This is a genomic window from Massilia sp. CMS3.1, assembly GCF_051262535.1.
GTDB lineage: Bacteria > Pseudomonadota > Gammaproteobacteria > Burkholderiales > Burkholderiaceae_D > Telluria.
The window spans coordinates 197115-217072 of the sequence record NZ_JBIMES010000005.1 but is presented as its reverse complement, the minus strand read 5'-3'; the positions used below and the strand labels follow the sequence as shown (position 1 = coordinate 217072).

The window sequence follows — 19958 nt, the reverse complement described above, 5'->3', positions numbered from 1 at the left end:
CGAGACCTTCCATGTCCACCGTAAATTCCGCCGCCCCCGCCTCGTCGATCAACGACCTGATGTCGACCATGAACGCCAAGAAAAAGGATGCGACCGACAGCGTCCAGGCCGATACCGACAAGTTCATGACCCTTCTGGTGACCCAACTGAAGAACCAGGATCCGCTGAACCCGCTCGACAATGCCCAGGTGACCAGCCAGCTGGCCCAGCTGCAGACCGTGACCGGCGTGAACAAGCTCAACGAAACGCTGGAAACCCTGAAGTCGAGCTACCAGTCGACCGAGGCGATGTCGGCAACCAACCTCATCGGCCATGGCGTGCTCGTCGAAGGCAGCGAGCTGACCCTGACTGGCGGCAAGTCGGTGTTCGGCATCGAACTGGCAACCGCCGCCGACAACGTGCAGGTGATCGTCACCGATCCGCGCACCGGCAAGGACGTGGCGACGATCGACCTCGGTGCAAGCGAAGCGGGCGCGGTGCCGCTGGCCTGGGACGGCAGCAGCGACAGTGTCGACGCCGCCGTGCTCGCTGACGGCCGCTATTCCTTCCGCGTCGTCGCCACGCTCGGCGGCCAGCCGATGACCGATGCAAAAGCCTTGAGCCTCGACACGGTCGCCAGCGTCAGCACGAATTCGAAGGACGGCGTCAAGCTGAACCTCGCCGGCAAGGGTGCCATCACCCTCGCCGATATCAAACAAGTCTTGTAATCAAGCCGCTTACCCATCTTTTCAGGAGCATCACATGTCTTTCCAACAAGGTCTTAGTGGCTTGAACGGCGCAGCCAAATCGCTGGACGTCATCGGTAACAACATCGCCAACGCCAGCACGGTCGGCTTCAAGAGCGGCCAGGCGCAGTTCGCCGATGTGTATGCCAGCTCGCTGAACGGCGCGGGCGGCGCGACGGCCGGTATCGGTGTCAAGGTCTCGCAGATCGCCCAGCAGTTCACCCAAGGCAATATCGAATCCTCGAGCAATTCGCTCGACGTGGCGATCAACGGCCAGGGTTTCTTCCGTACCGAGTCCTCGGGCATGGTGCAGTACACCCGCAACGGCCAGTTCTCGCTCGACAAGAACGGCTTCATGACCAATGCGCAGGGTGCCAAGCTGACCGGTTACAAAACCGGTCCGGGCGGCGAGATCCTGGCAGGCGCTCCGAGCCCGCTGCAGATCACCACCGGCGACCTGAAACCGGTCTCGACGACCAAGGTCGGCATCGAAATGAACCTCGATTCGCGCGTTGCGGCCCCGATCGTGACCCCGTTCGACGCGACCGACCCGAACAGCTATAACAAGCAGTCGCCGGTCGACGTGTATGACACGCTGGGCAACCCGCACGTGCTGTCGACTTTTTACGTGAAGAACGGCCCCGGCACCTGGGACGTGTACGCGGCCAACGACGGCACCGAAGTGACCAACCTGAAAGTGGCCCAGGCCGCGCAGGGCGACACCGCCCCATTTGCCGCAGTCAACGCGGCGCGCGCCGAATGGGATGCGGCGACCAAGGCGATTCCGCCGGTCGCCTCGACGATCGCGGCGGCACTGGCCAAGTATGCCGACGCGGCATCGAGCATGGTGGCGAGCGCTGCCGGCACGGCAGGTGCGGATGCGACCGCCCAGGCGGCGATCGTTGCCGCCGGTGGCGACGCGGCGCGTGTGGCCGGCAACTCGCCGGACCTGGTCGACAAGGCGATTACCAATGCGGTCAAGGTGCCTGCGGTGCCTGTCGGCACCTTGCGCTTCGACGAGAACGGCGCGCTGAACGCGGCGACCACCCAGAATGGCGGCAAGTTCAACATCGTCCTGCCGATCTTCCCGTCGACCGGTTCCGAGCCGACCCAGCAAATGGAACTCGCCTACACCGGCAGCACCCAGTACGGCACTTCCACGAGCGACAAGAAGCTGGTCCAGGACGGCTATACGGCCGGCCACCTGCAGCGCTTCTCGATCGGCGACGACGGCACGATCCTGGGCCAGTACAGCAACGGCCAATCGAAGCCGCTGGGGCAGGTGGTACTGGCGAACTTCACCAATTCCAACGGCCTCGAGCCTTTGGGTAACAACGCCTGGGCCGAGTCGGCCGATTCGGGCACGCCGCTGATCGGCACGCCCGATTCGGGCAGCCTGGGTGTGTTGCAGTCGTCGGCGGTCGAGACCTCGAACGTCGATTTGACGGCCGAATTGGTCAACATGATCACCGCCCAGCGCGTGTATCAGGCGAATGCGCAGACGATCAAGACGCAGGATTCGGTGTTGCAGACCTTGGTCAATCTGCGTTAATCGCCAGGTTTCATGCCGTGATACCGCGTGGGCTCGAGAGCCCACGCGGTGGAACAGCAGCACATCGAAACGCAAAAAAACGGCACGAACAAGGAAAACAAATGGATCGCTTAATCTACACCGCCGCCTCCGGCGCCAAGCACATCCTCGAGCAGCAAGCCACGACCTCGAACAACATGGCCAACCTGAACACCACAGGTTTCCGTGCCCAGCTCGACACCTTCCGCGCCGTGCCGGTGCAAAGCGAAGGCTTGCCGACCCGTACCTTTGTCGTCAACAACACCGTCGGCGCCGACTTCAGGGCCGGCCCGCTGCAAATGACCGGCCGCGACCTCGACGTCGCCATCAAGGGCCCGGGCTGGCTCACCGTGCAGAACCCGGACGGTACCGAAGCCTACACAAGGAACGGCGCCCTGCAGATGAGCCCAAACGGCGTGCTGACCACGACGAGTGGCGCGACCATCGCAGGCGAGGGCGGTCCGATCACGATTCCGCCCGACGTCATCGTCACGGTCGGCGGCGACGGCACGATTTCCACGATCTCGACCGCGGAGCGTCCCGCCGCCCCGGTGATCCTCGGCCGCTTGAAGCTGGTGAACCCACCGGAAAAGGACCTGGTGCGCGGCGACGACAGCCTGTTCCGCTTAAAAGATGGGGCGCCTGCCCAGCTCGATCCTGCGGTGCGCGTCGCCGGCGGCGCTTTGGAGGGCAGCAATGTGAATGCCGTCGATGCCATGGTGTCGATGATTGGCCTGGCGCGCTCGTTCGAGACCCAAATGAGCCTGATGAAGAACACCGAGAATAACGCCGCGAAAGCCAGTCAGATCCTTGCTTTGAATTAAGTGTTTCTCCAGCATAATTCTATTGTGCATAGCGGCCTTCGGCTGCCGCCAATAGGAGAAACCCATGATTCGTTCGCTGTATATCGCCAAGACCGGCCTCGAGGCACAGCAGACCAACCTCGACGTCATCACCAACAACCTTGCCAACGTCAGCACCAACGGCTTCAAGCGTTCGCGTGCGGTGTTCGAGGACTTGCTGTACCAGACCGTGCGCCAGCCCGGTGCCCAATCTTCGCAGCAAACCAATCTGCCCTCCGGCCTGCAGCTCGGCACCGGTGTGCGCGCCGTCTCGACCGAACGCATCTTCACCCAGGGTAATCCCCAGCAGACGGGTAACTCGAAGGACGTGATGGTCAACGGCTCGGGCTTCTTCCCGGTGCTCCTGCCCGACGGCACCCAGGCCTATACCCGCGACGGCTCGTTCCAGACCGACGCCAACGGCACCCTGGTCACGTCGAGCGGCTACCCGGTCCAGCCACCGATCACGGTGCCCGCGAACGCCGAATCGATCACGGTCGGGCGCGACGGCACCGTGTCGATCAAGGTGGCGGGCACCACTGCCACCACCCAGGTCGGCAACCTGCAGCTGATGACCTTCGTCAACCCGGCCGGCCTGGAGTCGAAGGGCGAGAACCTGTACATGGAAACGACCGCATCGGGCAACCCGAACGCGAACACCCCGGGCACCAACGGCGCCGGCGTGCTGATGCAGGGCTATGTCGAAACCTCGAACGTGAACGTGGTCGAGGAAATGGTCAACATGATCCAGACCCAGCGCGCCTACGAGATCAACAGCAAGGCGATCACCACGTCCGACCAGATGCTCGCGAAACTGTCCCAGCTATGAAGTCGCTTCTGTTCCCGATCCTGTTGGCCCTGGCCGGCTGCGCCGTCACTCCGACCACCATCGTGCAGGAAACGCGCAGCGCGCGTCCGGCCCTGGCCGAACTCGCGCCGCCGCAAGATGGCGCGATCTACAACGCCAGAAGCTACCGCCCGATGTTCGAAGACCGCCGCGCACGCCAGATCGGCGACCTGTTGACGATCAACATCGTCGAGAAGACCTCGGCCAACAAGGCCGGCAACAGCTCGGGCAACAAGACGGGCAGCGCCAGCTTTGGCTTGCCGGGCCCGCTGCAATCGAAGCTCGGCGCGAATATCGCCACCGAAGGCGGCATCAAGTTTGCCGACGGCGACAACCAGACTGCCAGCAACGCCTTCACCGGCACCATCGGCGTGACGGTCACCGAAGTGCTTTCGAATGGCAACCTGATCGTCGCCGGCGAGAAACAGGTCGCGATGAACAAGGGCATCGAGTTCATCCGCTTCTCGGGGCTCGTCAGCCCTGACACGATCCAGAACGGGAATGTCGTGTCCTCGACCCTGGTTGCCGACGCGCGCGTCGAATACCGTACCAACAGCCGTATCGACCGCGCCGAAGTCAATTCGATGATGTCGCGTTTCTTCCAGTCCCTGCTGCCGTTTTAATCCGGAGTGATCATGCGTTCGACTTTCCCGCTGCTGGCGCTGTGCGCCTTTCTTGCTGCCACCCCGCCAGCCGCTCACGCCGAACGCCTGAAGGACATGGCCAGCATCGCCGGCGTGCGCCAGAACCAGTTGTCGGGCTATGGCCTGGTGGTGGGCCTGGACGGAACCGGTGACCAGACCAGCCAGACCCCGTTCACGGTGCAGTCGATTATCGCCATGCTCCAGCAAAAAGGCGTGAACCTGCCGCCGGCCGGCCAGCTGCAACTCAAGAACGTCGCCGCCGTGATGGTCACGACCTCGCTGCCGGCCTTTGCCCAGCCGGGCCAGAACATCGACATCACGGTCTCGTCGATCGGCAACGCGAAAAGCCTGCGCGGCGGCACCTTGCTCATGACGCCGCTGCACGGCGCCGATGGCCAGGTGTATGCCATGGCCCAGGGTAATGTGCTGGTCGGCGGCGTGGGCGCCGCTGCCGGCGGCGCCCAGGTGCAGGTCAATCACCTCGCGGTCGGCAAGATTTCAAGCGGCGCCACCGTCGAAAAAGCGGTCGCCTCGAACCTGGGCGAAAACAACCAGATCCGTCTGGAGCTGAACCAGACCGATTTCGCGACCGCCAGCCGCGTCGTGACTGCATTGAACGACCAGTTCGGCGTCGGCACCGCCACCGCGCTGGACGGACGCGTGATCCGCGTGCGCACCCCGTCGTCGTCGGACGCCCGCGTGAGTTTTATTGGCCTGATGGAAAACATCGACGTCAAGCCGGCCGCGGCCGCCGCCAAGGTGATCCTGAACGCGCGCACCGGTTCGGTGGTGATGAACCAGTCCGTCAAGTTGGACACCTGCGCCATTTCGCACGGCAACCTGTCGGTGACGGTCGGCGCCGATCCGCTCACCGCCGCAACTGCCGTGGAAGTGAAAAAAGATCCGGGCAAGGTCTTGCTGGTCAAGGGCGGCGCCTCGCTGGCCGAAGTCGTGAAAGCCATGAACTCGATCGGCGCGACGCCGCAAGACCTGCTGGCGATCCTGCAGGCGCTGAAAGCGGCCGGTTCGCTGCGCGCCGAACTTGAAATCATCTAAGGAATCGGCATGATCGGCACTCCATCAAAAAGCAACCTGACCAGCGGCTTGGCGCTCGACACCCAGGGTCTCGGCGACCTGAAGCGTTCGGCCAAGGCCGGCTCGCTCGATGCCACGCGCGGTGCGGCCCAGCAGTTCGAGGCGCTCTTCATCAACCAGATGATGAAGAGCATGCGCGACGCCACGCCGTCGGAGGGCCTGAGCGACAACCAGCAGACCAAGATGTTCACCTCGATGCTCGACCAGCAACTGAGCCAGAACATGTCCAAGCGCGGCATGGGCCTGGCCGACGTACTGGTGCGCCAACTCTCCGCCCAGACCGATGCCAAAACGCTGGCGATCGGCGGGGCGGACGGTGCGGCGGGGATGAATGGCGCCGCTAGCGCGCTCGACATTCCAATGCTGCCGAAGGGGCTCGGTTCCCTGAAGGGCCTCGAGGAAGCCGCGCAGACGAATGGCCTGAGCGCCAGCGGCCGCACCCAGGCGCCGCACGTGCGCGCCTTCCAGGAAAAGCTCGGCTCGCACGCGGCCGAAGCGCAAGCCGTCACCGGCGTGCCGGCCAAGTTCATGCTGGGCCAGGCGGCGCTCGAGACGGGCTGGGGCAAGCGCATGATCAGGAATGCCGACGGCAGCAATGCCAACAACCTGTTCGGCATCAAGGCCGGCCCGGGTTGGAAGGGCAAGGTCGCCACCGCCGTGACGACCGAATACGTGAACGGCCAGCCGCACCAGAAGGTGGAGAAGTTCCGCGCCTACGAGACCCCGGCCGATTCGTTCAAGGATTATGCGCGCATGCTGGCGAACAACCCGCGCTACGAAAAAGTGCTGGACCACGCCGGCGACGCCTCGGCGTTCGCGCACGGCCTGCAGCGCGCCGGCTATGCGACGGACCCGCAATACGGTGCCAAGCTGTCGAAGATTATCAAGAATTCATTGGCATAAAAACAAGACCCGGTAATTAACGCTCAAGTTCTGGCGCGTTCTGCCGTAGAAGAAGAGTCAACGAAAGAAACCACATGTCCGGAAACCTCCTCAGCATCGGTAAAAGCGGATTGTTCGCGGCGCAAACCGCGCTGGCGACGACCGGTCATAACATCACCAACGCCAACGTGGAAGGCTATAGCCGCCAGGGCGTGGTGCAGGCAACCTCGACGACGATGGAGACGGGCGTCGGTTTTATCGGCACCGGCACCAAGGTGGCCGAGATCAAGCGCTACAGCGACGGTTTCCTGAACCAGCAAGTGCGCACGGCGACCGCGTCCACGGCCTCGCTCGATTCTTACTATGCCCAGATCAGCCAGATCGACAACCTGCTGGCCGACACCACCTCCGGCCTGTCGCCGGCGATCCAGAATTTCTTTTCGAGCGTGCAAAATGTGACGGGCAACGGCGCCTCGATCCCGTCGCGCCAGGCGCTGCTGTCCTCGGCGGAGACGCTGGCGGGGAGCTTCCAGCAAATCGACGGCCGCCTGGAAGAAATCGGCGCGGGCGTGAACAGCCAGATCGAAACCAGTGTCAACCTGATCAATACCTACGCCAAGCAGATCTCCGAGATCAACTCGAAGATCGGCTCCTACGGTTCGATCGAACAGCGTCAACCAAACGACCTGCTCGACCAGCGCGACCAGCTCGTCATCGAGCTGAACAAGCATGTCAAGGCGACGGTGACCCCCGGCAGCAACAATGCGCTCAACGTTTCGATCGGCAACGGCCAGCCGCTGGTCGTGGGCCAGCAAGCCTTCCAGCTGGCGGCGATGAAGACGCCGACCGACCTGACGCGCCTGACGGTCGGCTATGTCACCGGCGACAAGGTCACCGCGCTGCCGGAAAACGCCGTGTCCGGCGGCGAACTGGGCGGCCTGCTCGAGTTCCGTAGCGGCACGCTCGACCGCGTGCAGAATTCGATCGGCCGCCTCGCGATCGGCATGGCAATGACCTTCAATGACCAGCACAAGCTCGGCATCGACGGCGCCGGCCAGCAAGGCAAGGATTTCTTCGTGCAGGCCCCCGCGTATGTGGCAGCGGCCGCCGACAACGCCCGCCCCAGCTTGGCGAAGGTGGGGGCGGTGGTGACCGATCCGACCAAACTGACCGACAGCGACTACAAGGTCGAGTCCGACGGTGGCAGCTTTTTCGTCACGCGCCTGTCCGACAACAAGCGCACCAAGATCGAACCCTACAACCCGGCCGGCACGACCAGCAACATCGATGGCGTCGACTTCACCATTTCGGGCACCGCCCCTGCGGGCGACAACTACCTGGTGCGCCCGACCGTGAATGGCGCTTCGGGCTTCCAGGCCGCCCTGTCCGACGTCAGCCAGATCGCTGCCGGCGCGCCGATCGCCACCAGCGCGCCGATCTCGAACAGGGGCAGTGGGCAGATCAGCGCCGGCAGCGTCAGTGCGGACTATTTCGCGGCGCCGCCGGCACTGCCGGTCTCGCTCAGCTATGACAGCAGCGGCAGTGGCCAGCTGACCGGTTTCCCGGCGAGCGCCACGGTTACGGTGACCCTGAACGGCACCACCACCACCCACACCGGCGGCAGCGCGCCCTTCAAGGCCGGCGCCAGCTACAGCTTCAGTGGCGTCAACATGACGATGTCGGGCGCGCCTTCGAACGGCGACAAGTTCAACATCAACGCGAATGTCGCCGGCAGCGCCGACACGCGCAACATCCAGGCGCTCGGCGCCTTGCAGACCAAGAACATCTTCAACGGCGGCAGCGCCACCTACCAGTCGGCCTTTGCCCAGACCGTGAGCGCGGTCGGCAACAAGACGCGCGAAGTGCAAGTCAATGCCAGCGCCGGCCAGGCCCTGCTCAAGCAGGTATCGGGCGCCGCCTCGGACGTGTCGGGCGTGAACCTGGACGAAGAAGCGACCAATTTGCTGAAATACCAGCAGGCCTACCAGGCCGCGGGCAAGGTCATGCAGATCGCCAATACCATCTTCGACACGCTGCTGTCGATCGCACGCTAACGCGACGCAACGGAGTTAAACAATGCGCATCAGTACCAGGAACATCTACGAAAACGCAACGACCCAGCTCAATACGCTGCAGTCGAACATGGCGCGTACCCAGAACCAGCTGGCCACCAACAAGCGCATGCTGACCGCGGCCGACGATCCGATCGCCTCGGCGCGCGCGCTCGAGGTCACCCAGTCGAAATCGCTGAACGAGCAGTACGCGACCAACCGTTCGAACGCAAACAGCTCGCTGTCGCTCGTCGAAGGCGCGCTCAACAACAGTGGCGACCTGCTGATGGACGTCCAGACCCTGGTGGTGCAAGCCGGCAACGGTACGCTCTCGAAAGCCGACCGCAACATGATCGCCACCGAGATCGAAGCGCGCATGGACGATCTGATGGGCGTGGCCAACACGTCCGACGGCGCGGGCGGCTACCTGTTCTCGGGCTACCGCGGCACCACGATCCCGTTCGTCCAGACCGACACCGGCGCCGCCTACCAGGGCGACCAGGGCCAGCGCAAGCTGCAAGTCGGTTCCTCGCGCTCGATCGCGATCAGCGATTCGGGCAGCGCGATCTTCGAGAACAACCGCACCGGCAACGGCAGTTACCAGACCGTGATGGTCGACGGTAACCAGGGTGGGGCGGTAGGCCTCTCCGGTTCGGTGTCGGACGCAAGCAAGCTCACCGGCCACAATTACAAGCTCGAATTCAAGGTCGCCGGCACCCCGGCCGTGACCACGTATACCGTCACCGACAGCAGCGGCACGCCCGCCGGTCCGCTGCCTACCGACGAGCCGTATGTGAGCGGCAAGCAGATCAGCTTCGACGGCACCTCGTTCTCGATCAGCGGCGAGCCGGCCCACGGCGACAAGTTCGAAGTCAAGCCGAGCCAGAAGGAATCGATCTTCACCACCATGACCTCCCTGGTCAAGGCCCTGCGCGATTCCGGCGACGACACGAATGGCCGGGCCACGCTGTCGAACAAGCTGATCACGGCCAGCGAAAGCCTGAAATCCTCGCTCGACAATGTCCTGACGGTGCGCGCCTCGGTCGGCTCGCGCATGAAGGAACTCGACTACCTCGACAGCTCGGGCGCGGACCTCGGCGTCCAGTACGAAGCGACCCTGTCGAAACTGCAGGACCTCGACATCGTGAAGGCGATCTCGGAGTACGCGACCCAGCAGACCACGCTGGAAGCGGCGCAGAAATCGTTCAAGACGATGTCGTCGCTGTCGCTGTTCAATTACATCGGCTAATGACCCCCGGCCAGTGCCGGTTCAAGCCGCGCGCGCGGCATCAAGAGGACGCAGCGGGCAGTCGGCCCCGAGGTCCTCGATCTTGCCCGCGAGCACGGCGCGCAACTGCGCCAGCCCGGCGATCCGGACATCGATGTCATCGAGTTTGCGCGCCAGCGCCGCGCGCAGTTCAAGACCGGCATGTGCCGGATCGGCCAAGAGCGGCATCCCCGCTTCGATATCGGCCAGCGTAAAACCCAGCGTCTGCGCGCTGCGCAGGTAGCACAGCCATTCGACCGCCTCCGGCGGATAGTCGCGGTAGCCGTTCGCGCGGCGCCGCGCCGTGAGTAAACCGCGTGCTTCGTAGAAGCGCAGCGTGTCCCGACTGAGTCCCGTTGCAGCCGCCAGTTCGCCGATCCGCATACTATCCCCCGAAATGCCTTGACCTTCGAGTGTACTCCAGGGTTGAGGATGGTGCTTTCCATTCCAGGAGGCAGCCATGCAAGTGTCCACTTACCACTACCTGGTGCGCGCAAGTGCCGTCTACGACATCGTCTTTACCGTCGCGCTCGCTAGCTCTCCGACCCAGGCGTTGGTGCACGCGCTGATGTCGGACCTGAACGTCCAGCTCGGCGGCGCGGCGCTACCGGCCTTCGCGCCTTTCCACATGTTCATCGCGGGCCTGCTGGGCAGCGTCGTGCTGGTGTGGTCGCTCCTGCGCCTGCGGTTCCCGAGCCTGTTGCTCGGGCGCCATGACGGCATTGCGCGCTTCCTGTTTTCAGGCTGGATGATGTGGGCGCTGGCGCATACGGATGCGCCCATCCTCTGGCTGCTGCTGGTTCCCGAGTTTGCGTGGGGTGTGGCGCAGTGGTGGCGGGTCGAGCCGTCTCACTAAGCGCACAAAAAACCGTGCGGTGTATCCATCGGGAAGCTGTTTTGCATTTGCAATGATAAGCATCAAGTCAGATGTGTGTTCCGCATGGCACTTTCTTGTGCAGGTCTTTCGTATAGGAAGAAATCTCACATGAACTCGCTGAATGCAGTCGGTCTTAGATCCAGTTTGACGCAATTGAATCGCCCGATCCGAGTGCGTCTATGGCATCAGAATCGGGTTCTCGATGATGTTTTGCTTGTCAAGCATGTGAGCGGCCAGGAAACGCTATGCGGCGGCATTGAATACCGTTTGTTCTGCGTCTCGATGCAAGCCTCTCTCCCTCTGAAGGAATTCATCGCACTGCCGGTGGAGCTGCAATTCGTCACCGACCGGCGTCAGTTGCGTTCGGTGTGCGGCATCGTGGCACAAGCGTCCGCAGGACAAAGCGACGGAGGGCTGGCGACGTATCAGTTGATCGTGCGCGATGCGTTGGCGTTGATGGAGCAGCGCATCAATACGCGCATTTACCGCGACATGAACGTGGTCGATATCTCCGCGGCATTGGTGCGCGAGTGGCGCAACATCAATCCGATCCTCGCCAAGGCTTTCTATATCGATACCTCCGGCATTGCCGAACGCTATTCTGCACGTGAATTCACGAAGCAACACAATGAGTCGGATGCCGCCTTTTTACGCCGATCGTGGAAGCGCGAGGGGATTGCCTGGTTCATGCGACCTGGCCAACCGAGCAAATCGGGCAGTTCGTCCACACCCGCGCATACCCTTGTGCTGTTCGATACGTCGCATTCGCTGGCACAAAATACTGCCGGTACGGTGCGCTTTCATCGTGATGCCGGCACCGAGGCACGCGATGGCGTTATCAACTGGAGCGCCGTGCGCACCCTGAGTGCCGGCAGCATCACCCGACAAACTTGGGACCACCTGCAAGGCCGAATGGTGTGGGTCCAATCGCCGACCACCATGCAGCAGGGAGATAGCGGTAACCAGTTCGCATTCAGCCTGGACGACTATCTGATCGACGCGCCGCATGTCGGTGACGATAGGAACGATTACCGCCGGCTGGGAGAATTGCGCATCCAGCGCCATGAATACGAAGCCAAGTGCTTTCATGGCGAAAGCGGCGTACGCGATTTATGTGTCGGGCAGTGGTTCCGGCTCGACGACCATCCGGACATCGACACGCATCCGGACGACGAGCGCGAGTTTGTACTCACGGAACTGTCGGTGGCTGCCGCAAACAATCTCCCCACAGACATTCATGAGCGGGCGCAGCGCCTGTTCGCCGCCAACGGCTGGCACCAGGCGGAGGCGCAAGGCGCCCTGGAACAGGCAAGCGACGAGCGCAACGTCAAATACACAAACCGCTTTACTTGCGTGCGACGCGGCATACCGATTGTGCCGGCATATGACCCCCGTACCGATTTGCCTTGCGTGCAGTTGCAGTCGGCGATCGTGGTCGGGCCACCCAACGAAGAGGTGTATTGCGACCAATATGGACGCGTCAAGCTGCGCTTCCCGGGCACGCGCGATCAAGACCATCAGACCGGTGCCGGCGCCAGCAATACCGACCGCGATTCGGCCTGGGTGCGCGTCGCTACGCACTGGGCGAGCGACCGCTGGGGCAGCATCAGCCTGCCGCGGGTCGGGGACGAAGTGCTGGTGGATTTTCTTGGGGGAGACCCGGACAAGCCGATCGTCGTGGGCCGCGTGTTCGGCGGCAGAGCAGCCCCGCCAGCCTTCAGTCATGTGGGCGAACTACCCGGCAATCGCTTCCTTGCCGGCATCAAGAGCAAGGAAGTGCAAGGCATGCGCTACAACCAGCTACGGCTGGACGACACGCCCGGGCAGATCAGTGCGCAGCTCGCCAGTGAACATGGGCACAGCCAACTGAACTTGGGCTGGCTGACACAGCCGAGACGCGGCGGGGAGGGCAAGGCGCGTGGCGAAGGGGCCGAATTGCGGAGCGATCAGTCCGTGGTAGTGCGCGCGGCGCGGTTAATGCTGCTGACCACCCAGGCGATGCTCGGCGCAACAGGCAAACAGCTGGAGCGCGAACCGTTACAGGCGCTGCTCGAAGGCTCGCAGGCACTGCTCAAGGAGTAGGCGAGTTCGCCGAACAGCACCAGGCCATGCCGGTCGATCTCGCATCGCACCAGCAGTTGGCGGACGACCTGAAAAATGCCGAGCAAGGCAGTAGCACCGGGGGTACAGGGCAAGGCGGGGCGCCGCTGATCGCCCAGTATGCCGCTGGAGGCTTTGTCAGTGCTACCCCGAACTCTTCCGTCAGCTATAGCGGCCGCCAACAAAATATTATGGCGCAACAGCACATCCAGGCTGTCGCCGGGCAGCGCGTTAACATCAATGCCGGCAAGGGCATTTCGCTGTTTGCGCATCAGGATGGCATGAAGCATATTGCGCGCGCCGGCAAGCTGGATATTCAGGCGCAACAGGACAGCATCGGCATCGCCGCTGACCGTGACGTGAAGATCACTGCCAGCCAGGGCGACATCGTGATTGCGGCAAAAAAGAGCCTGACGCTGTTATGCGGTGGTGCCTACATCAAGATCGCGGACGGCAAGATCGAACATGGCTGCGCTGGCGAATTCCTTGTCAAGGCCGGCATGCACAAGTGGGATGGCCCGGCCAGGCAAGAGGCAGAGCTGCCGTTTTTCCCGGCCGCCGAACACACCAACTGGCTGAAGCTCGACCTGGACGGCTATGAAGGGGCAGCCATGGCCGGCGTTCCCTACACTTTGCATTTTGCGAACGGCCAGCAAAAACAGGGCACGCTCGACGGCAGCGGTATGGCCGAAGAACGCAATCTTCCGGACACGATCGACAAGGTCGTCTATCACAACTCCTCGTCGGCGAAAGACGAATCACGGCCGACCGTCGCCGATTTGTTGGCCAAGCTGGATCCGCTCGTGGCCCAAGAGCCAGACATGGTGAATGCTCCACGAGATCAGGGAGTCGAATAATGGCCGGAGCTGACGAGACACTGGACGGGTTGAATGAAGTCCACGGACAGGAAAAGCCCGACGACGTCGGGCTGGGTGAGTGGATCTGGACCGCGCTGCAGGGTGATTTCAATACCGAGCGGTCAACCGGGCAGATCGGATTCGACATGGTGGTCTCACTGATCCCGATTGTCGATACCCTGTGCGACGTACGTGATCTGTGCGCAAATATACAGAACTACCGCAAAGACCCGACCAACAAGATCACCTTGTTCTTCATGGCAACAACGGTGGTTGGCTTCATTCCGGAGCTCGGCACCGTCGTCAAGAGCGTGCTGCGTCTGGTCTGGGTCTACCTGAAGCCGTTGATCAAGCATGCCGATGACCTGACCAACACCAGCAAACTGATAGCGGCCGCCAATCGGGCCTGCGATTCTGCCCTTCCGAAAATCACCGAATATCTGCAGCATAACCGGGTGGCAAAATGGGCGACGAACGGCAAGCTACCGGATGTCTACAAGTTCGTTGCAAAGACCGTCCGTGAGGCGGCAGACAAGATCACCCCTGCAAAGCTGAGTAGCCTGTTGAATGAAAAATTCGACGGTCTGAAGGCACTGTTGCAAAAGATACGGTCCATTGTGCCGGCCACAATCCGTGAACCGATCGACGATCTCCTGAAATTTATCGATGCGAAGCGGCGCGTCATCGGCCAGGCGATTCAGGAGTTTACCCAGCCAGTGCGAACCGTACTGAAAGTTGTTGCCAAGAAGCTCGATGACCAGGCATGGCGTGCCCAGACATATCGGACCAATCGTGGCTGGATTGCGCCGATTTCAGAATCGGGGTCTGCGAAACTAATCAATGCAAAGCCGCCGAAGTGGGTTGAAAAGCGATCAAAGAACATGGCTTTTCCTCCATTGAAACTCAAAAGATCGAAATTTGAAGCCTTATTGAAAGCACATCCGAACCATCCACAGATTCAAGACTGGGTTGTTGGTACTTTTTCAAGAAAGGGAGGCGGGATGCGGGCTGCTGCGATCACAGGGCCAACAAAGCTTTATCGTATCGTCGACCCTTCGAATGAAGGCGCCGGTATTTTTTGGATATCGGAAGCGGAATTTAAAGCAATCAAGAACCGGGACGAATGGCGCAGCAAATTTGCTGTTAAACCTGAGTGGAACCAAAATGGCTGGTACGTAGAGTATGAAGTCAAAGCGGGTGAAACACTGCCGGTCTGGAGGGGGGCTGCGGGCAGTCAAAAGCTTGAAGGGACCGACTACTATTTAGTAGGTGGTCACGAGCAAATTGTTTTCTACCCTGGCAGCCGCGACGATATGGTCCAAGCAATGCCGAGAATTGATCGCGAAACTGGACAGCCGGTAATGGAGGTGGGTAGGCCCGACCAGCGAGTAGAATTTACTGACGTAACAGGGGAGATCATCCCGACAAAAATACGTTCGAGAATAACAGAATCAAGTATTAAAGGACCATTTGTAACTGGCTGGGGAGCGACAGACTACTCACCTCAGGAAGCCAAACGCATCCTTTTGACTGTCCCTAAGTCACCTTAATCCGAATAATGAAAAACGAGAAGGAATATATGCGAAACCTAAATTTGGAAGCCGCTATCTGGTACCTGTTCACCTCAGCAGAATTCTTTGAAGCCGCCGCATGTGAGTGTGAGAAAACCATGGAATGGTTTGGATCCCTCGCTATTTCACGGAAAGTTTCTGATTTTGGCAGAAATAATCAGATTTATGAAAAATTTAAACAGCGCGCTCGTGATTTTAAGCGTGGTGCCGAGTTGGCGAGGCTTGGTGACTACGAGCTGATATGGGAGATTGCCGGCTGCATCAATGGTGATGTTCGCGGCATGATGGAGCAACCACTACATAGTTGGATGACCGAGGCCGAACATCGAGAATTCGAAAGAGTTAGGATTGGCCGTTTGATAACTTATGCTGGGCAAATCGAAAGCGCGCTCAACAATGCAATGACTGGAGCAGAAATCTTCCTCGATGAAGGTTCGGGGGGAGATAGTGATGACAATGGTTTTCCAGGAGAAGAAATTGTTGAGTGGTATAACGAATATATCAATTTTTATAAGGATCCGATATTTCAGAAGCTTCCAGATCCGCTACCGGAATACGTGGTTGACACATCAGTTGCATGCCGAACAGGAGACGAGGTGCCGTGGACGGGGGTATGGTATCCCAGTACCGGTTTGGAACACCATAGTCTGACCTTTGCTATCAAGGGCCTAAGGATGCAGCCGGCATATAAGGTTATTAAGACAAATGAAGAACTCGAAGCCGAAGGAGGTTCGTGCGCCACCCCAGAAACAGTTGCAGTAGCTACTACTTGGCACCCGATTATCCCTTCCGGCCGTCAAGCTGAAGCTGAAAAGGAACTGCGGGCGAAAGCAGGTGAACTCTGTCCGAAAACCGGTATCTGGAAGCCTTTAGAGCCGGGCGCAGCTCAACGAACCTACAAAGTGGGTGAAGCGATGGCCAATCTTGGGTCCGCATACGGGATTACTGTATGGTGTTGGATTGCGGATTGCTGAGTAAGTATAAGTTCGTCCTTGCCAAACCACCATCAATGGTATGCGAAGCAATATAGAAGGAAAAACATGAAAGGCGTGATTCGACTCGGTGACCTGACCAGCCACGGCGGCAAGGTCGTTGCCGCTTCCGGTACATCGTTGGTCCACGGTATCCCGGTGGCGCGGCAGGGAGATGCCTGCATTTGTCCGATCAAAGGACATGCATCCTGCGTTATCGCGGAAGGCGATTCACATGTGCTGGCCGGCGGCATACCGGTGGCCTTCAATGGGCACAAAACGTCATGTGGCGCGACCCTCATCTCGTCCGCGCTGACGTCGGTCAAGGTTTGATTTCACTGTCACGGCAAACGTGCAAGCTCTTCTCACAGCCTACCTGGGCTGGAAATGGAACCACTATTCGATTATCCTGCAGACCAAATTGACGATGCCACGACTGATCGTTGGCCTTGCGATACAGTAGTTGAAACTCCTTCAATATCTTCGTTTTTAAGCAGACTGAGCCTTGCTGCGGAGGCAGAAGGAATTTCCTGCCTGGCCCCAGTTGGGAAAATTGGCAAGCCAGCTATCCGTTCGAATGCTGCCACGGTATCAATTCAAACGCAGCGCTTCGTTTGTGGTTCAGCATCGGATTTCCTGTCCCGAATGCCTGATGCCGAGCGTCTTGCAAAACTCAAGCAGTTTGCAGAGTCTAAAGGCGGCGAGTGCCTGGAAACGGCGTGGCTAGGCGGTGGCGTCCGACATCGATCCCAGTGCGCACGCGGGTGGCTGGCTAGGTGAGAAGAGGACTTTAGTGTCCCGTTTTCGCACGTTCCAGCCAAGTGAAAGTAGCGCAAGCGATAGTCACCCCGGCGCCGGCCGGCTCCAGACCAGTTCGCCATTGCGCGCCACTTCGCGCACCCGGTGAAACGGCACCATGCGCGCCTCGCCATCGCGACCGATCAGGTCGAACCCGAAATGCTGGCCGCGTTCGATGCGGATGCGCTCGAACGAGACCCGCACGATGCGTTTGAACACGCGGTCGTAATAACCGATGACGACATCGGCGTTGCCAAATTCGGTATCCCACACGATGCGGTTGATAATCTCGTGGATGGGGGTCATGCCCACTTCTATCCCGCCAGCCGCGCATCGCTGCAGACCATCTCTTCAAGCGAGCGTTGCGACAGCGCCGGGCTGAAGTAGTAACCCTGCATCTCGTCGCAATCGTTATCGCGCAGGAAAGTCAGCTGTTCCAGGGTTTCCACCCCTTCGGCAATGACTTTCAGCTTCAGGTTGTGCCCCAGGGCGATGATGGCGCGCGCGATCACGGCATGGCCGTCGTCGCTGACCTCGCCGATGAAGGAACGGTCGATCTTGATGAAGTCGACCGGGAATTTCTGCAGGTAGGCCAGGCTCGAGTAACCGGTGCCGAAGTCGTCGATCGACAGGCGCACGCCCAGGGCTTTCAGCTCCGCCAGCGCTTCCATCGCTTCTTCCGGATGGTCCATCAGCTGGCTTTCCGTCACTTCCAGTTCCAGGTTCGCCGGGTTCACGCCCAGGCGCGCGAGCGTGCGCGCGAGCCCTGCTGCGAACTGGCGCTGGCGCAGCTGGCGTGCCGACAGGTTCACCGAAATCACGAAGTCGGTGATGCCGAGCGCCTCCAGCGCCTTGAGTGCGCCGCAGGCTTCGATGATCACCCATTTGCCGAGAGGGACGATGAGCCCGGTTTCCTCGGCCACCGGGATGAATTCATCCGGCGGCACCATGCCGTTTTCCGGATGATTCCAGCGCACCAGCGCTTCGGCGCCCACCATTTTTCCGGTGCGCAGATCCACCTTCGGCTGGTAGCCGAGCACCATCTCGTGATTGCGGATGGCCTTTGACAGGCTCGCTTCGAGCATCAGGTGCTGGTGTACGACCTGGTTCAGTTCGTCCGAGTAAAACTGAGAATTGTTCTTGCCCATGGCCTTGGCGTGGTACATCGCCGCGTCGGCCGCGCGCATCACGCGGTCGACCGACTCGCCGTCGTGCGGGAAGCGGGCGACGCCGATGCTGGTGCTGGGCAGGATCTCGCGTCCGCCCACCGCGATCGGGCTACTTACGCGCAGCCGGATGCGTTCGATGAGGTCGGCCAGCTGATCGTCGCCCGGCTGGTTGTTGATCACGAGGACGAATTCATCGCCACCGACGCGCGCCACCGTGTCGTTGTCGCGCACGCTCGCTTTCAGGCGGCTGGCGACTTCGCGGAGCACCACGTCGCCGGCCTCGTGGCCGAAGTTGTCGTTGATGTGTTTGAAGTTGTCGAGGTCGAGAAAGGCGAGCGCCCCCAGCACCTTGTTGCGCACCGCGAAATCGATGGAAAATTTCAGCTCGTCCTGCAGCAGGGTCCGGTTCGCCAGCCCCGTCAGCGGGTCGTGGTGGGCCAGGTGGTGCAGGCGCCGCTCGTAATGGCGCGCTTCGGTGATATCGCTGATCACGCCGACGAAATGGGTAACCTCGCCATCTATATTGCTGACCGGATCGATCCGCAAGTCATTCCAGAATACTTCCCCATTCTTGCGCGTATTGCGCAGGATGACCTGCACGCTTTCCCGCTTTTGCAGCGCATCGTGGACGCGCTTCTGTTCGGGCAGGTCGCAGCCTTCGATGCGCATGAAACGCGGATCGCGGCCCTTGATTTCGGCCAGCGTATAGCCGGTCATCTGCTCGAAGGCCGGATTGACGTATTCGATCGGATTCTTGCCGTCGCTGCAGCAGGTGATGACGATCGCGTTTACGCTCGAATAAATGGCGCGCTCGCGCACCCGCAGGCCTTGCTCGGTCTGCTTGCGCGCGCTGATGTCCAAACCCGTTCCGAAGACGACGGGCAGGTCGCCCAGGCTGGTGCGGGCGCAGTGAAACAGCAGGCTGCTGCGTTTTCCGTGCTTGCCGACGAGTTCCGCTTCGTGGGAGGAGTGGCCAATCTCAAACGCGTCGAGAATCTTTTGCATGGTCTGGGGACGGTCCTTCTCGTCGAAGAAAAGCTCCACACTCATCGTTGGCATTTCTTCGGCGGTCATCTCGAGCGCGCTTTCCAGCTGCCGGTTCCAGAGCAGCAGATGGCCACTCTGGTCGATCACGTAGAACACGCAGGGCAGGCCTTCGATGATGTCGGCCGTCGGCAAATCCTGGATCAGTGCATAGCGCGGGGGCACCAGGCCGGCGCGCGGAATGACGATGACGCTGAAGGTGTCGAGCTGTTCCGGGTCGAGCGATTGTGGGGCGATCGTGATGCGTACCGGCAGGCGGCGGCCATCGACGCAACGCAGCTGGCCGGTGGAGTCGATCTCGACACGGGCGGCGATCGACAGCGGGGACCCGGAAATGGCGTCGAACTCGATGATTTGCTCGAGCGTCTTGCTGCGAATGTCGGCCGCAGTATAGCCGGCCAATTTTTCACAGGCCTTGTTCCAGCTGGCGATGGCGCCGTCGGCATCGACAACGAAGACGGCGAGTGGTAACGGTGACAGATTCAACACGTTCTCCAGCAGTGGCGTGTCATGACTTGCTTCTATGAAAAATCTGGCATGCACAAGGCATGATAGTCCAGTGAGCTGACCTGAGCGAGCGGTTTTCGTTTGAAGATATAAAAGGGGAAACCTAGGTTTCCGGCATTTCCGTGCCGCCCTGTGCGGGTG

Annotated in this window: 18 protein-coding genes; 15 read left to right on the top strand and 3 right to left on the bottom strand. The window is 60.8% G+C overall.

The genetic code is table 11. The features are described 5' to 3' along the window. Positions 1-11: 11 nt before the first annotated feature. The 9 genes from ACHAC9_RS10515 to flgL all read left to right on the top strand — a co-directional run bounded on the left by ACHAC9_RS10515 (position 12) and on the right by flgL (position 9905). Complete coding sequence (locus ACHAC9_RS10515; protein WP_435759851.1) at positions 12-707, top strand: flagellar hook assembly protein FlgD; 696 nt, start codon at positions 12-14, stop codon at positions 705-707. 34 nt (positions 708-741) lie between these two features. After that, positions 742-2277: a flagellar hook protein FlgE gene (locus ACHAC9_RS10510; RefSeq protein WP_435759849.1), complete on the top strand. Its 1536-nt coding sequence runs from the start codon at positions 742-744 to the stop codon at positions 2275-2277. A gap of 101 nt (positions 2278-2378) precedes the next feature. Next, positions 2379-3119: a flagellar basal-body rod protein FlgF gene (flgF, locus tag ACHAC9_RS10505; RefSeq protein WP_435759847.1), complete on the top strand. Its 741-nt coding sequence runs from the start codon at positions 2379-2381 to the stop codon at positions 3117-3119. A 64-nt stretch (positions 3120-3183) separates the two neighbouring features. After that, positions 3184-3966, top strand: coding sequence for a flagellar basal-body rod protein FlgG (gene flgG, locus ACHAC9_RS10500; protein WP_435759845.1), 783 nt, complete (start codon positions 3184-3186; stop codon positions 3964-3966). After that, entirely contained in the window at positions 3963-4607 is a 645-nt protein-coding gene (locus ACHAC9_RS10495; protein WP_435759843.1) for a flagellar basal body L-ring protein FlgH, read from the top strand. The genes flgG and ACHAC9_RS10495 overlap by 4 nt, the downstream gene beginning before the upstream one ends. Positions 4608-4619: 12 nt before the next feature. Continuing rightward, on the top strand, positions 4620-5684 hold the full coding sequence (locus ACHAC9_RS10490) for a flagellar basal body P-ring protein FlgI (protein ID WP_435759841.1): 1065 nt from the start codon (positions 4620-4622) through the stop codon (positions 5682-5684). A 9-nt stretch (positions 5685-5693) separates the two neighbouring features. After that, positions 5694-6626 carry a flagellar assembly peptidoglycan hydrolase FlgJ gene (gene flgJ / locus ACHAC9_RS10485; protein WP_435759839.1) on the top strand — a complete coding sequence of 311 codons (933 nt, stop codon included), beginning with the start codon at positions 5694-5696 and terminating at the stop codon, positions 6624-6626. Positions 6627-6700: 74 nt separating this feature from the next. Further along, positions 6701-8659, top strand: a complete 1959-nt coding sequence (flgK, locus tag ACHAC9_RS10480; protein ID WP_435759837.1) for a flagellar hook-associated protein FlgK — start codon at positions 6701-6703, stop codon at positions 8657-8659. 22 nt (positions 8660-8681) lie between these two features. Then, positions 8682-9905 (top strand): flagellar hook-associated protein FlgL, encoded by a 1224-nt coding sequence (flgL, locus tag ACHAC9_RS10475; protein WP_435759836.1) that lies wholly within the window; start codon positions 8682-8684, stop codon positions 9903-9905. Positions 9906-9926: 21 nt separating this feature from the next. On the opposite strand, the gene ACHAC9_RS10470 is transcribed toward flgL, so the two are convergent. Further along, the gene (locus ACHAC9_RS10470; RefSeq protein ID WP_435759834.1) at positions 9927-10307 is read right to left on the bottom strand and encodes a MerR family transcriptional regulator; all 381 of its coding nucleotides are present in this window, start codon (positions 10305-10307) and stop codon (positions 9927-9929) included. A gap of 76 nt (positions 10308-10383) precedes the next feature. Here ACHAC9_RS10470 and ACHAC9_RS10465 point away from each other — a divergent pair, with 76 nt between their 5' ends. From ACHAC9_RS10465 to ACHAC9_RS10440, 6 genes are all read left to right on the top strand, one after another. Beyond that, positions 10384-10779 carry a hypothetical protein gene (locus ACHAC9_RS10465; RefSeq protein WP_435759832.1) on the top strand — a complete coding sequence of 132 codons (396 nt, stop codon included), beginning with the start codon at positions 10384-10386 and terminating at the stop codon, positions 10777-10779. A 129-nt stretch (positions 10780-10908) separates the two neighbouring features. Next, entirely contained in the window at positions 10909-12882 is a 1974-nt protein-coding gene (locus ACHAC9_RS10460) for a type VI secretion system Vgr family protein (RefSeq protein ID WP_435759830.1), read from the top strand. Positions 12883-12908: 26 nt separating this feature from the next. Next, positions 12909-13757: a DUF2345 domain-containing protein gene (locus tag ACHAC9_RS10455; protein ID WP_435759828.1), complete on the top strand. Its 849-nt coding sequence runs from the start codon at positions 12909-12911 to the stop codon at positions 13755-13757. Next, positions 13757-15307 (top strand): hypothetical protein, encoded by a 1551-nt coding sequence (locus ACHAC9_RS10450; protein ID WP_435759826.1) that lies wholly within the window; start codon positions 13757-13759, stop codon positions 15305-15307. The genes ACHAC9_RS10455 and ACHAC9_RS10450 overlap by 1 nt, the downstream gene beginning before the upstream one ends. 8 nt (positions 15308-15315) lie before the next feature. Beyond that, entirely contained in the window at positions 15316-16302 is a 987-nt protein-coding gene (locus ACHAC9_RS10445) for a hypothetical protein (protein WP_435759824.1), read from the top strand. Positions 16303-16368: 66 nt separating this feature from the next. Next, on the top strand, positions 16369-16632 hold the full coding sequence (locus ACHAC9_RS10440) for a PAAR domain-containing protein (protein WP_435759822.1): 264 nt from the start codon (positions 16369-16371) through the stop codon (positions 16630-16632). Between the two features lie 510 nt (positions 16633-17142). Here ACHAC9_RS10440 and ACHAC9_RS10435 read toward each other — a convergent pair. Further along, entirely contained in the window at positions 17143-17403 is a 261-nt protein-coding gene (locus ACHAC9_RS10435) for a DUF504 domain-containing protein (RefSeq protein WP_435759820.1), read from the bottom strand. Positions 17404-17411: 8 nt separating this feature from the next. Continuing rightward, positions 17412-19796, bottom strand: coding sequence for a sensor domain-containing protein (locus ACHAC9_RS10430; protein ID WP_435759818.1), 2385 nt, complete (start codon positions 19794-19796; stop codon positions 17412-17414). Positions 19797-19958 lie beyond the last annotated feature (162 nt).